Annotated in this window: 12 protein-coding genes; 6 read left to right on the top strand and 6 right to left on the bottom strand. The window is 65.7% G+C overall.

The annotated features are described in order from the left end of the window. Nucleotides 1-40: 40 nt before the first annotated feature. The 3 genes from ACH2AT_RS01395 to ACH2AT_RS01405 form a co-directional block, all read right to left on the bottom strand. A complete protein-coding gene (locus ACH2AT_RS01395) occupies nucleotides 41-1447 on the bottom strand; it encodes an alanine/glycine:cation symporter family protein (RefSeq protein ID WP_394962915.1) in 1407 nt (468 codons plus the stop codon). A gap of 67 nt (nucleotides 1448-1514) precedes the next feature. After that, nucleotides 1515-2279 (bottom strand): tRNA (guanosine(46)-N7)-methyltransferase TrmB, encoded by a 765-nt coding sequence (gene trmB, locus ACH2AT_RS01400; protein ID WP_394962917.1) that lies wholly within the window; start codon nucleotides 2277-2279, stop codon nucleotides 1515-1517. Between the two features lie 15 nt (nucleotides 2280-2294). Beyond that, the gene (locus ACH2AT_RS01405) at nucleotides 2295-3458 is read right to left on the bottom strand and encodes an alanyl-tRNA editing protein (RefSeq protein WP_394962919.1); all 1164 of its coding nucleotides are present in this window, start codon (nucleotides 3456-3458) and stop codon (nucleotides 2295-2297) included. Between the two features lie 116 nt (nucleotides 3459-3574). On the opposite strand from ACH2AT_RS01405, the gene ACH2AT_RS01410 reads away from it, so the two are divergent. The 3 genes from ACH2AT_RS01410 (at nucleotide 3575) to ACH2AT_RS01420 (ending at nucleotide 6902) form a co-directional block, all read left to right on the top strand. Then, nucleotides 3575-4834 (top strand): hypothetical protein, encoded by a 1260-nt coding sequence (locus ACH2AT_RS01410; RefSeq protein WP_394962921.1) that lies wholly within the window; start codon nucleotides 3575-3577, stop codon nucleotides 4832-4834. Between the two features lie 19 nt (nucleotides 4835-4853). Then, on the top strand, nucleotides 4854-6341 hold the full coding sequence (malQ, locus tag ACH2AT_RS01415) for a 4-alpha-glucanotransferase (protein ID WP_394962923.1): 1488 nt from the start codon (nucleotides 4854-4856) through the stop codon (nucleotides 6339-6341). A 102-nt stretch (nucleotides 6342-6443) separates the two neighbouring features. Next, on the top strand, nucleotides 6444-6902 hold the full coding sequence (locus tag ACH2AT_RS01420) for a hypothetical protein (RefSeq protein ID WP_394962925.1): 459 nt from the start codon (nucleotides 6444-6446) through the stop codon (nucleotides 6900-6902). Between the two features lie 107 nt (nucleotides 6903-7009). On the opposite strand, the gene ACH2AT_RS01425 is transcribed toward ACH2AT_RS01420, so the two are convergent. The 3 genes from ACH2AT_RS01425 to ACH2AT_RS01435 form a co-directional block, all read right to left on the bottom strand. Further along, nucleotides 7010-7699, bottom strand: a complete 690-nt coding sequence (locus ACH2AT_RS01425; protein ID WP_394962927.1) for a 5'-methylthioadenosine/adenosylhomocysteine nucleosidase — start codon at nucleotides 7697-7699, stop codon at nucleotides 7010-7012. Nucleotides 7700-7712: 13 nt separating this feature from the next. Next, nucleotides 7713-8825 (bottom strand): redox-regulated ATPase YchF, encoded by a 1113-nt coding sequence (gene ychF / locus ACH2AT_RS01430; RefSeq protein WP_394962929.1) that lies wholly within the window; start codon nucleotides 8823-8825, stop codon nucleotides 7713-7715. A gap of 112 nt (nucleotides 8826-8937) precedes the next feature. After that, entirely contained in the window at nucleotides 8938-9393 is a 456-nt protein-coding gene (locus tag ACH2AT_RS01435; protein WP_394962931.1) for a hypothetical protein, read from the bottom strand. A 150-nt stretch (nucleotides 9394-9543) separates the two neighbouring features. On the opposite strand from ACH2AT_RS01435, the gene ACH2AT_RS01440 reads away from it, so the two are divergent. The 3 genes from ACH2AT_RS01440 (at nucleotide 9544) to ACH2AT_RS01450 (ending at nucleotide 12194) form a co-directional block, all read left to right on the top strand. Beyond that, complete coding sequence (locus ACH2AT_RS01440) at nucleotides 9544-9858, top strand: helix-turn-helix domain-containing protein (protein WP_177522450.1); 315 nt, start codon at nucleotides 9544-9546, stop codon at nucleotides 9856-9858. 174 nt (nucleotides 9859-10032) lie between these two features. Continuing rightward, nucleotides 10033-10722 (top strand): response regulator transcription factor, encoded by a 690-nt coding sequence (locus ACH2AT_RS01445; RefSeq protein WP_394962933.1) that lies wholly within the window; start codon nucleotides 10033-10035, stop codon nucleotides 10720-10722. Between the two features lie 8 nt (nucleotides 10723-10730). After that, on the top strand, nucleotides 10731-12194 hold the full coding sequence (locus tag ACH2AT_RS01450) for a sensor histidine kinase (protein ID WP_394962935.1): 1464 nt from the start codon (nucleotides 10731-10733) through the stop codon (nucleotides 12192-12194). Nucleotides 12195-12328 lie beyond the last annotated feature (134 nt).

Genomic DNA, 12328 nt, shown 5'->3' on the forward strand with positions numbered 1-12328 from the left:
GCCGCCCGGGCATTTTGCCCGGGCGGCCCCGCTTTGCCCGTTACTTCGATCTTTCTTTGGCCTGGCCTGCAAAAAACTCCCGCACAAGGCGCGCCACCGTGCCGCTGAGCAGCAGCAGCGCGATGAGGTTGGGGATGGCCATCAGGCCGTTGAAGGTGTCCGCGATGCTCCACAAAAGGCCCAGGTCCACGGTTGCGCCCAGGATGGCCACGAAGGAGTAGACCACCAGGAAGGGCCGGATGACCTTTTCGGTGCGGCACAGGTAGGAGATGCAGGTGGAACCGTAGAGCCCCCAGCCGATGATGGTGGAGAAGGCAAAGCAGCACAGCGCCACCATGGTGAACAGCGACACCCAGCTGCCGTAGGCGGCGGTGAAGCCGGAGATGGTGAGCTCGGCGCCGGCCTCGGCGCCGTAGGGCACCGGCGTGCCGCTGCACAGGATGACCAGGGCGGTGAGGGTGCAGATGACGATGGTGTCGGCAAAGACCTCGAAGATGCCGAACATGCCCTGCTTCACCGGCTTTTTGGTGTCGGCGCAGGCGTGGGCGATGCTGCCGGTGCCAAGGCCCGCCTCGTTGGAGAAGATGCCCCGGGACACGCCCTTTTTCAGGCTCAGGAACACGCTGCCCACCACGCCGCCGGTGAAGGCCCGGGGCTGGAAGGCGCCGCCCACGATGGCCGCCAGCACGCCGGGCAGCCGTTGGAAGTTCAGCGCCACCACGCCCAGCGCCAGCGCCACATACAGCAGCGCCATGAAGGGCACCAGCTTTTCGGCCACGCTGCCGATGCGCTTGATGCCGCCCAGCAGCACCAGGGCCACCAGCATGGCCACAAAGACGCCCACGATGAGGTTGAGCATGGGCAGCGCGCCCTCGCCCGCCAGGCCGTACTGCAAAAGGGCCGCGTCGATGGAGGTGACGATGGTGTTCACCTGGGTGGCGTTGCCGGTGCCGAACACCGTGAGCACGCCGAACAGGGAATAGAGCGCCGCCAGCCACTGCCAGCGCTTGCCCAGGCCGTTTTTGATGTAGTACATGGGGCCGCCGGTCCAGTTTCCCCCGGCGCTGCGCTCGCGGAAGTGAAGCGCCAGGGTGACCTCGGAGAACTTGGTGCACATGCCCAGCAGCGCCGAGCACCACATCCAGAACACCGCCCCCGGCCCGCCGATGGCGATGGCCCCCGCCACCCCCGCGATGTTGCCGGTGCCCACGGTGGCGGCCAGCGCCGTGCACACGGCCTGGAAGGGGGTCATGGCCCCGTCCGCCGCGTCCCGCTTGCGGAACATCCGCCCCAGGGTGGTGCGGATGGCATAGGGAAATTTGCGGATCTGCAAAAAGCGGGTGCGCACGCTGAGCAGCAGCCCCACGCCCAGGATGCACACCATCGCCGGCACGCCCCAGATAAAGTCGTTGACCGCCCCGTTGACGGCCCGTATCAGTTCTACCATAGTTCCTTGCTGCCCCTTATCCTGTATCGTTCAAATCGGGCCCGCCGCGCCGGGCCCTCTGCCGCCTTTAGCCCCCGCCGTGCGCGGCGCGCCAGGCGGCGCTCTCCGCCTTTTCGATGGCGGTGCGCTTTGCGATGGCCTCGGCCAGCGCCTGCCGCTCGTTTTCCAGCGGCAGCTTGCGGGCGATGAGGGCCTTGGTCTTGACGCCCTGCTGGGTGAACATGGCCTCGTGCTCGGTGCGGATGTTCCAGGCCGGCTCGCCGGCGTGCAGGTCCCGCGTCTGCCAGGCGATCTCGAAGCCCGCCTCGGCAAAGTAGGCCAGGCTGTCGTCAAACAGGCCCTCGTCGTCGGTCTTGAAATACACCTCGCCCCCGTCCGCCAGCATCCGGCGGTAGAGCGCCAGCTGCCGCGTGTGGGTGAGCCGGTGCTTTTTGTGGGCCAGCTTGCGGTTCCAGGGGTTGCAGAAGTTAATGTAGATGCGCTGCACCTCGTCCCGCTCGTCCATCACGTTCAGGATGCGCTCGATGTCGAAGCTGGCGATGAGCACGTTGTCCACCGGCAGGCCCTTTTCGGCATAGGCCTTTTCGATCTTGCGCTTGGCCAGGATCAGCACCTTGTCGGTGATGTCCACCCCCAGATAGTTCACCTCCGGGTGGGCCGAGGCCAGTTCGGAGAGATAGCCGCCCTTGCCGCAGCCCAGCTCCAGATGGAAGGGCTGGCCGGGCCGGGCGAAGAGGCTGCGCCAGCGGCCCTTGTTCTCCAGCGGCTCGTGGGCGTGCCAGCCGGTGGCCAGAAGCTCCGGCCTCGCGTAGGGTTTGAATCGCATTCGCATGGGTGTCGTTTCTCCTTATTCCGTGAATTGCCGCGCCCAAAAAGCGCGCAGGGCGTCAAAGCCCGCCGAACAGCTGCCCTGCACAAAGCCGGGCTTGCCGCCGCCGCGCCCGTCGAGGGCGGCGTTCAGCTCCCTGCAAAGGGGGCGCAGGTCCGCCCCTTCGCCGGTGCAGGCAATGGCGTAGCTGAGGCCGCCCTCTTTTTCGCTCACCGTGCAGCACACGCCGGGGCGGGTCTCGGAAAGGGCCGCCGCCAGCCGCCGCAGCCCGTCGGGGGAAAGGCCCGGCCTGCTCACCAGCGGGTTTTCGTCCGTCTCGGCGGCGGCCCAGAGGGCGAACAGCTGGTTTTCCAGGCCGGTGAGGCGGAACTTCGCCGCCTCCAGTTCCTCCTTCTGGCGCTGCACCGCGCCGGCAAGGCCCTCCACCGGGGCGGAAAGAGCCGCCCCCGCCCGGCGGCACTGGCCGTCCACAAGGCGGTGATGTTCCAGCGCCCGGCCCCCGCACACCACCTGCAGCCGGGTGCCGGATTTATACTTGATGTGGTCGATGATCTTGATCTGGCCCACCTGCCCCGTGCGCTGCACATGGGTGCCGCAGCAGGCGCAGCAGTCCGCCCCGGGCATGGTGACAAGGCGCACCGGGCCCTCCAATTCCTTCTTGCTGCGGTAGGTAAGGCTGGCCAGCTGCTCCTTTTCGTACCAGACGGCTTCGGTCTCCACGTCCTGCCAGACGACGCGGTTGGCCGCCTCCTCCGCTCTGGCAAGGCCCTCGGCGTCCACCGCAACGCTCAGGTCCATCAGGAGATAATCCTGCCCGATGTGGAAGCCCACGTTCTCCGCGCCGAACATGCTGTGCAACAGGCCCGAGAGGATGTGCTCCCCCGAGTGCTGCTGGGTCAGGTCCAGCCGGCGGACGGCGTCCACCTTGCCCTCCACTTCGCTGCCGGGCGCAAGGGGCCCGTCGGTGAGGTGGCGGATGACCCCCTCTTTTTCGTGCACGTCCAGCACATGCACGCCGCCCAAGAGCCCCCGGTCGGCGGGCTGGCCGCCCCCTTCGGGGTAGAAGGCGGTGCGGTCCAGCACCACCTGCCATCCGTTTTTGTCCTCTTCGCACTCCAGCACCCGGGCGGTGAATTCCAGCACCGGCGGCTGGGCGTAGAAAAGTTTTTCGGTGTGTTCCATCAAACGGGCCCCCTTTTGGCGGTATCAGGCCTATTATAGCACAAAGCTGCCGCTGGAAAAAGCCCGGCGGATAGTGTATAATAAAGCGATATGTTTTCAAATGGGAGGTGCGGCGCGTGAAACGGCTGCTGGGTATCCTTTTGGCGGCGGCGCTGCTGGCGGGCTGCGGCGGGCGGCTGCGGCTGCTGCCCCAGGGCGGGCAGGAAAGCGCCTCTTCCGCTGCGCCCGAAGCCGCCGAAGCCCCCGAACGGGCGCTGGCGGTGTGGGACGAGGGCGGCGCGCTGAGCGAAGCCCTGGCCCTTTATGCCGAAGCGCAGGGCGTGCGGGTGGAGCAGGCCGCCGACGCGGCCTCGGCCGCGCTGGCGGTGAGCGCCGCCCAGCCGGGCGCGGACACAGCCCTGGACCTGGCGCAGCAAGGCGAACTGATGCAGGGCATGGCGGGCGCGCTCACCGGCGGGCAGGAGGGCTGCCACGGGCTGCCCCTGGCAGGCGCCGCCTACGGGTATCTGGCCAGCGCCGCCAGCCTGACGGCGCTGCTGGGGGCGCAGTTCGACCCCGCCGACCTGCAAAAGGCCACCGCCGCCGAATGGCGGGACTTCACAAGCGCGCTGGAGGGCTGGCTAAACGCGCCCGCCGAGGCCGCCGTGACCCTGAACGGCAGGGAATATTCCCTGCCCGCCGAAAGGCCCGCCGCGCTGGCGGCGCTGGAGGCTGTGTTCGCGGTGGCAGACGAGGATCGCTTTGCCGGGCCGGTGCTCGCGCCGGTGCTGGGCGCATGCTACAAGACCGCCGGGGAGGCCGCCGCGGGCGGGCGCACCGACGCCCAGCTCACCGGCGCGCTGAACAGCCTTTGGACCCTGCTCACCGACGAGGCGGCCAGCCTTGCAGGGGCGGGGGAGAACGGCGCGGCCCCCGGCCGGGTCGGGGCCCGGGCCGCCTTTGCCGGAGGGAAGGTCCTGTTCTACCGGGCCGGCGCTTCGGAAGCGGCGGCGGCGGGGCTTCGCGCCGAGGATACGGTGGTGGTGCCGCTGAAATTCACCTTTGACGGCACCGACCTGCACGGCGGCTTTTCGCTGGAAGAGCTGCTGGGCCAGCCGGTGGTCAAAAGCGGCGGCTGGGTCTACATCCCCGCTGCGGCGGACGAGAGCCAGCGGGCCGAGGCCTGCGCCTTCCTGCTGTGGCTCTACGCAAGCGAGGCCGGGCGGCAGCTGACGGGCGGCGAAACGCCCGAGGGCCTGCCGGACCTGTCGGCGGCGCTGAGCGCCGAGACGCTGGAGGCCATCGACGCGGCGGGGGACGAGCTGGCAGGCCTTTCGCAGTTCACCGCCGCCGGACGGCGGGCCTTCACCAGCGCGGTGCTGGAAGCCTTACCATAAAGAGAGGGAGAAGAACACAATGCGGGAATGCGGCGTTTTGATGCCGGTGTTCAGCCTGCCGGGCCCCTACGGCATCGGCTGCTTCGGCAAAGAGGCCTACAACTTCGTGGATTTTCTGGCCGAGGCAGGCCAGCAGGTGTGGCAGATCCTGCCCCTGGCCCCCACCGGCTACGGCGACAGCCCTTACCAGAGCTGTTCCGCCTTCGCCCTGAACCCCTATTTCATCGACCTGGACGACCTGGCCGCCCGGGGACTTTTGGAAAAAGGGGAGTATGAGCGCCTGGCCTGGGGCGGCGGAGCGCGCATCGACTACGGCGCTTTGTACCAGCTGCGCTTTGGGGTGCTGCGAAAGGCCGCCGCGCGGTTTTTCGCCTTCCCGGAGGACGATTACTACGCCTTCTGCTTTTTAAACGAGGACTGGCTGGAGGACTACGCCCTCTACATGGCCGCCAAGGGCGAAAACGGGATGAAGCGCTGGCAGGAATGGCCCGCCCCCCTGCGCCGCCGCGAGCCCGCGGCCCTGGGAGCCCTGCGCAAAGAGAAAGCGGAGGAGATTTCCTTCTGGAAGTTTTTGCAGTACCAGTGCCACCGCCAGTGGACGGCCCTCAAGGCCTACGCGGGCGAAAAGGGCGTGCGCATTCTGGGGGACATGCCCATCTACGTCGCGGCGGACTCTGCCGACGCCTGGGCGGGGGGCGAGATGTTCGAGACCGACGCCGAGGGCAATTTCACCCGGGTGGCGGGCTGCCCGCCGGACTACTTCTCCGCCGACGGCCAGCTGTGGGGCAACCCCCTCTACGACTGGGCCTGGCACAAGCGCACCGGCTACGCCTGGTGGGTGCGGCGGCTGCGCCATGCGCTGGAGCTGTTCGACGAGGTGCGCATCGACCACTTCCGCGCCTTCGACACCTACTACGCCATCCCCGCCTCCCACACCACCGCCCGCAACGGCGTGTGGGAGCAGGGCCCCGGCCTTGACTTTTTCAACGCCCTGAACGCCGCTTTGGGCCGGGCGCCCATCGTGGCCGAGGATCTGGGGCTTTTGTTCGACAGCGTGCGCAAGCTGCTGGCGGACACCGGCCTGCCGGGCATGAAGGTGCTGCAGTTCGCCTTCCACCCTTCCTGCGACAGCGAATACCTGCCCCACAACCACGTCGAAAACTGCGTGGCCTACCCCGGCACCCACGACAACGCCACCCTGGCCGAGTGGCTTTCCACCGCCCCCAAAAAGGAGCTGGCCAAGGCAAAGGCGTATCTGGGCCTCAGCCGCGCCGAGGGCTTTGCCGCCGGCATGCTGCGGGGCGTCCTTTCCAGCTGCGCAAGGCTGGCGGTCATCCCCGCGGCGGACTGGCTGGGCCTCGGGGCCGAGGGGCGCGTGAACACCCCCGGCGTGGGCAGCGGCAACTGGCAGTGGCGGGCGAAGGCGGGGGCCTTCACCCCCGAGCTTGCCGCGCGCATGCGCCGCACCTGCGCGCTTTATGGGCGGTGCCGCGCCGGGGCGGAATAAGGCCCCCCGTGGGCCGCGGCAGGCCCCTTGGGCGGCGTTGCCCTAAAAAATACATACTCCCCCTTTTTGCGGGCACACTACCGGCAAAGGGGGAGTTTTTTCATGCAGCGACGCAGCGACCAGAACCACGGCGCAAACGACAACGAGGCCGTGCTGAACGAGGTGGTGCGCGGCACCGAGATGGGCAAGAACACCACCGAGCAGCTCATCCACATCACCGGCGACCGGCAGCTGAAGGCCAGCCTTTTGAACCAGCAGCGGCAGTTCCGCCAGCTGAACCAGCGGGCCCACACCGCCCTGGCGGCCCTGGGTTCGCACGGCCACGGCCAGGGAAAGATGGCCAAGGCGGCCGCCGCCATGGCCATCAAGTCCAAGACCATGGCGGACAAATCCAACCGCAACCTGGCGGACATGCTCATCCAGGGGGCCACCCAGGGCTACACCGACTGCGAGATGGCCCGCCGGGACCACCCGGACGCCTCCACCGGCGCGATGCAGCTGCTGGACGAGCTGCAAACGCTGGAGCAAAGCATTGCCCGGGAAATGAAAAACTATCTGTGACGGGGCGGGCAGACGCCCGCCCGGCAAACGTATACAGACGGCAAAGCGCCGCCGCGCCCGGTGTTCGGGGCGCGGCGGCGCTTTCGGTTTCCGGCTCAAAAAGGCGTTCAGTCCAGCCGGGCCAGCATGCGCGCCACGATCCGGGTGGCGGTGGCCACATATTCCGAAATGCTGAATTTCTTGACCACCAGCACCTCGTGGCCCGCCTCGTCGGCGTTGTCGCTCATGGCCCGCAAAATGACGCAGGGCACGCCGTTTTTCTCGGCGATCTGGCTCACCGCCGCGCCCTCCATCTCCACGCAGTCGGGATGCACCTTCTCGGCGATGGCCCGCTTGGCAGCCTCGTTGCCCACGAACTGGTCGCCGGTGGCGATGGTGCCGGCGATGGCCTTCACCCCCAGCTCCCCGCAGGCGTCCAGGGCGGCTTTCACCAGCTCCGGGTCGCCCTCGTAGCGGGCGGTGAAGGGGGCGCTCTGGGCGATCATCTCATCCTCGGCGTCGTGGTAAAGCACCGTTCTGCCCACCACCACGTCGCCGATGCCCACCTTGTCGGTCATGTTGCCGGCGATGCCGGAAAAGATGATGCGGCCGGCTCCGAACCGGGTGACGAGCACCTGCACGGTGGCGGCGGCGTTGGCCTTGCCCATGCCCGCGCAGCACACCACCACCGGCTTTTCGCCCAGCAGGCCCCGGTGGTAGACAACGCCCGCATAGGGCTCGACGGTCACGCCGTCCAAAAGAGCGCAAAGCTGCTCCACTTCGTCGGGCATGGCGCCCATAATGGCGGTAATGGTCATGGTTTTCTCCTTTTTAAACGTTGAACAGGAATTCGATGATGTCGCCGTCCTGCACCACATACTCCTTGCCCTCGGTGCGCTGCAGGCCTTTGGCCTTCACGTTGGCCATGCTGTAGCCGCAGGCGGCAAAGTCGTCGTAGCTCACCACGCTGGCGCGGATGAAGCCCCGCTCGAAGTCGGAATGGATCTTGCCCGCGGCCTGGGGGGCTTTGGTGCCCTTGCGGATGGTCCAGGCGCGGCACTCCTTCTTGCCGTCGGTCAAAAAGCTGATGAGGCCCAGCAGCCTGTAGCTGGCCTGGATGAGGTTGTCGAGGCCGGTGGCCTCGATGCCCATCTCCGCCAAAAACTCCTTCTTCTCCTCGGGGGTGTAGTCGGCGATGTCCTCCTCGGTCTTGGCGCAGATGGGGATGCACTCCGCGCCCTCGGCGGCGGCCAGGGCCTTCACTGCCTGGTAGTGGCGGTTTGCCTCCATGCCCTCCATCAGGTCGTCCTCGCTCATGTTGGCGGCGTAGATGACAGGCTTTGCGGTGAGCAGGCCCATCTCCTTCATCTGAAGGGCCTGGTCCTCGTCGGCCTCGTCGAAGGGGAAGGTGCGGGCGTTTTTGCCCTCGCCCAGGTGGGCCTCCAGCCGCTCCAGCCAGGCGGCGGATGCGCCGGCCTTCTTGTCGCCGGTCTTGGCGGCCTTGGCGAATTTGGCGGCGCGGCTGCTCACCACCTCCAAATCGCTGAGGATGAGCTCGGTGTCGATGGTCTCGATGTCCCGGATGGGGTCCACCGCGCCCTCCACGTGCACGATGTCGGTGCCGTCAAAGCAGCGCACCACATGCACGATGGCGTCGCACTCGCGGATGTTGCCCAAAAACTTGTTGCCCAGGCCCTCGCCCCTGGACGCGCCCTTCACAAGGCCCGCGATGTCCACGAACTCCACGATGGCGGGGGTCTTTTTGTTGGTGTCCCAAATTTCGGCCAGCTTGTCCAGCCGCGGGTCCGGCACGGCCACGATGCCGGTGTTGGGGTCGATGGTGCAGAAGGGGTAGTTTGCCGCCGCGGCGTTCCTGGTGCTGGTGATGGCGTTGAACAGGGTGCTCTTGCCCACGTTGGGCAGGCCCACGATTCCTAATTTCATGGTCTGGTTCCTCTTTCCGTGAAAAAACTGCCGGCCATGAGCCAGCAAGCGCATGATTATACAAACAGCATTATAGCCCAAACGCCCCGGCGGCGCAAGGGAAAAAGAGGGTTCAGGGCGCTCGCGGGGCGGACGAGGCCGCCAGGTCGATGACCGCAAGGCCTTTTCTGCGGGCGCGGGCCAGGGTCTTGGCCGCCCCGCCGAAGCCGCGGGTCACATAGGCCACCATCCAGCGGCAGTTGTCCACCATCCAGCGGTTGCGGTGCGGGATGGCGAAGCGGGGCGGCGCCTTTTCCAGCCCCTCGGGAAACAGCGTTGGGTCGGCAGGGTCTGCGGGCCCGCTTTTTCCCGGCAGGCGGGCCAGCACCACCGCATAGCGGATGGCAGGATATTTCTTCTTCATCTCCCGCAGCGCCCGCAGGGCCATGCGGTCGAACGCGCCCTCGCTGCCCACATAAAACTCCCGCACGCCCTGCCGGCAGATCAGCTCCTCGATGCAGCTTCGCAGGGGGGCGTACACCTTTTCCGGCGTGTCGGCATGGCCGCAGAAACCGCAGGCGTCGCTCATTTTTCTCCGCTCCCTTTTACGAGATTTTGTCCTTTTTTACCTAAAGAATATAGTATTAAATATCACACGTCAAGAAATTCGCAGGATTAAATCTCTCATTTCAGTGACTTATGAGGGATAAAATAGTGCGTAGCAAGGGGAGGTGGTTCCTTGTACGAGGAATTCACGCAGAACCGCATCGCACAACTGCGGATGCAAAAGAATGTTTCTGCCCGGGATATGTCGCTGTCGCTGGGGCAGAACAGCAGCTATATCAATCAAATCGAAAACCGAAAGGCTCTGCCCTCGCTGCAAGGTCTTTTCTACATCTGCGAATACTTCGGCATCACGCCCCGTCAGTTTTTTGATGAGGAGGACGCCTGTCCTGCGCTGCTGGCGCAGCTGACGGAAGACATGAAAAAGTTGGACGCGGCTTCGCTGGAGCATATCGCTGCCATCGTGAAGAATCTGGCCGGAAAAGGTTGATGCATCACAGCACGGCCCGCAGGCGGGGCGCGGCTTTTTTAAAAAGCCGCGCCCCGTTCTTTTTTTGTCCACAAATATACTGTATAATAGAGAAAATGCCCCTTTTGGGGGCGCTTGCCGTGAACACACCGCCGCCGCGCCTGCCGGGCGCGGCGAGGGAGGGGAGAATAAACAATGCCAAGCGAAAAAATACTTATCGTGGACGACGACCAGAACATCTGCGAGCTTTTGCGGCTGTATCTGGCCAAGGAGGGCTACCAGCCCATCATCGCCACCGACGGCGAGGCCGCCGTGGCCGCCTTTGAAAGCCAGAAGCCCAGCCTGGTGCTGCTGGACGTGATGATGCCCAAGATGGACGGCTGGGAGGTCTGCCGGCGCATCCGCGCCGCGGGCGACACGCCGGTCATCATGCTCACCGCCAAGGGCGAGACCTTCGACAAGGTGCTGGGCCTGGAGCTGGGGGCGGACGATTACGTGGTGAAGCCCTTCGACACCAAGGAGGTGGTGGCCCGCATCAAGGCGGTGCTGCGCCGCTGCCACGCCGCCGAAAACGGCGATAAGAACGTCATCCAGTTCGAGAACCTCTCGCTGGACATGGGCCAGTATCAGCTGAAGGTGAAGGGCAAGGTCGTGGAAGCGCCCCCCAAGGAGCTGGAACTGCTGGCGTATCTTGCCGGCCACCCCAACCGGGTGTTCACCCGCGACCAGCTGCTGGACGAGGTGTGGGGCTTCGAGTATTACGGCGACTCCCGCACCATCGACGTGCACATCAAGCGCCTGCGGGAAAAGCTGGAGGGTGCCAGCGAAAAATGGAGCCTCAAGACCGTGTGGGGCGTGGGCTACAAGTTTGAAGTAAAGGACTGAACCTCCTTATGCGCAAAAGCATCAGCTCCATGTATTTTTCCACCACGGCGGCGCTGCTCATCGTCAGCACCGCCGTGCTGTGCGCCATCCAGATGTATCTGGTGATGGGCTATTTCAGGCAGGACAAAAAGGAATCCCTCAGCGAGGTGGTGTCCATCGTCACCGCCCAGATCCATCTGCGCCAGCAGATGGAGGACGCGGGGGACATCGACCCGGCGCTGGCCCAGAAGATCCAGGAGAGCCTGGTCCTGGTCAGCGAGACCAGCAGCACCATCATCCTGTTCACCGACGAGAACGGCGTGGTGCAGCTGTGCAGCGAGGGCGCGTCCAGCTCCAACGTGGGGCGGAAGGTGCCGCAGAACGTCCTGGCGGACCTGGCGGCCGACGACAGCTTCTTCGAGACCGGCACCCTGGGCGGCATCTATCCCTCCGCCTGCTACACCGTGGGCGGCGCGGTGAAGGGCCAGGGCGGCCGGCCCCTGGGCTATGTGTTCGCCTCCGCCAGCACGGGCAGCCTGAACATTTTTGTGGGGGACATGTTCTCCAGCTTCGTGCTGGCGGCGGGGCTGATGCTGCTGGCCTCCAGCGTGCTGGCCATCTTCTTCACCACCCGGCTCACCACCCCTCTGCGGCGCATCAGCGAGGCCGCCCGCAAATTCGGCAGCGGCGACTTCAGCGTGCGGGTGCCGGTGGACGGCGACGACGAGGTGGCCCAGCTGGCGGTGACCTTCAACAACATGGCCCGCAACCTGGAGACCATCGACTCCAGCCGCGCCAGCTTCATGGGCAACATCGCCCACGAGCTGCGCACCCCCATGACCAGCATCAAGGGCTTCATCGACGGCATGCTGGACGGCACCATCCCCGACGACATGCGCCAGCACTATCTGGGCCTTGTGAGCCAGGAGGTGGGCCGGCTGACGCGGCTCATCCAGAACATGCTGGATATTTCCAAGCTGGAGGCCGGCGAATACCGGGTGAACGCCCAGAGCTACGACGTGTGGGAGAGCCTCACCGGCGTGGTGTTCAGCGCCGAGCAGCGGGTGGAGGACCAGGGCGTGGAGATCCAGGGCCTTGCGCCGCAAAAGACCCTGGTCTACGCCGACCCGGACCTGGTGTATCAGGTGGTCTACAACCTCTTCGACAACGCCCTCAAGTTCACCCCCAGGGGCGGCTACATCCGCTTCTCGGTGCAGAAATCGGGAGGCTTCGTCACCGTTTCGGTGGAAAACTCCGGCCAGGGCATCAGCCCCGAGGCGCTGCCCTTCGTCTTTGAGCGCTTTTACAAGGAGGACAAGAGCCGCGGCCTGAACGCCAGGGGCAGCGGCCTGGGCCTGCACATCTGCAAGGTGCTCATCGGCCTTTCCGGCGGCAAGATCTGGGCCGAGAGCGAGGAGGGGCGCTTGTGCCGCTTCAGCTTCACTCTGCCCTGCGACTGCCCGCCCTCGGAAAAGCGGAAAAACCACAAGTGACCGTTCCCGCCGCGCTCTGATTTTCAGGGCGCGGCTTTTTGTGCAAAAAGCGTGAAAAAGGGCGGCGGCGATTTGCTTTTTGCGCCGGTTTGGGATAAAATAAGCTATATATTGCTTTGTATAAGGGAGAGTTT

This window comes from Candidatus Allofournierella excrementigallinarum (genome assembly GCF_944388085.1).
GTDB lineage: Bacteria > Bacillota > Clostridia > Oscillospirales > Ruminococcaceae > Allofournierella_A > Allofournierella_A excrementigallinarum.

Coding starts and splice junctions, on each gene's coding strand:
- ACH2AT_RS01405 (WP_394962919.1), bottom strand. CDS start 3,458: ATGGAACACACCGAAAAACTTTTCTACGCCCAGCCGCCGGTGCTGGAA.
- ACH2AT_RS01425 (WP_394962927.1), bottom strand. CDS start 7,699: ATGACCATTACCGCCATTATGGGCGCCATGCCCGACGAAGTGGAGCAG.
- ACH2AT_RS01420 (WP_394962925.1), top strand. CDS start 6,444: ATGCAGCGACGCAGCGACCAGAACCACGGCGCAAACGACAACGAGGCC.
- trmB (WP_394962917.1), bottom strand. CDS start 2,279: ATGCGAATGCGATTCAAACCCTACGCGAGGCCGGAGCTTCTGGCCACC.
- ACH2AT_RS01435 (WP_394962931.1), bottom strand. CDS start 9,393: ATGAGCGACGCCTGCGGTTTCTGCGGCCATGCCGACACGCCGGAAAAG.
- malQ (WP_394962923.1), top strand. CDS start 4,854: ATGCGGGAATGCGGCGTTTTGATGCCGGTGTTCAGCCTGCCGGGCCCC.
- ACH2AT_RS01445 (WP_394962933.1), top strand. CDS start 10,033: ATGCCAAGCGAAAAAATACTTATCGTGGACGACGACCAGAACATCTGC.
- ACH2AT_RS01395 (WP_394962915.1), bottom strand. CDS start 1,447: ATGGTAGAACTGATACGGGCCGTCAACGGGGCGGTCAACGACTTTATC.
- ychF (WP_394962929.1), bottom strand. CDS start 8,825: ATGAAATTAGGAATCGTGGGCCTGCCCAACGTGGGCAAGAGCACCCTG.
- ACH2AT_RS01450 (WP_394962935.1), top strand. CDS start 10,731: ATGCGCAAAAGCATCAGCTCCATGTATTTTTCCACCACGGCGGCGCTG.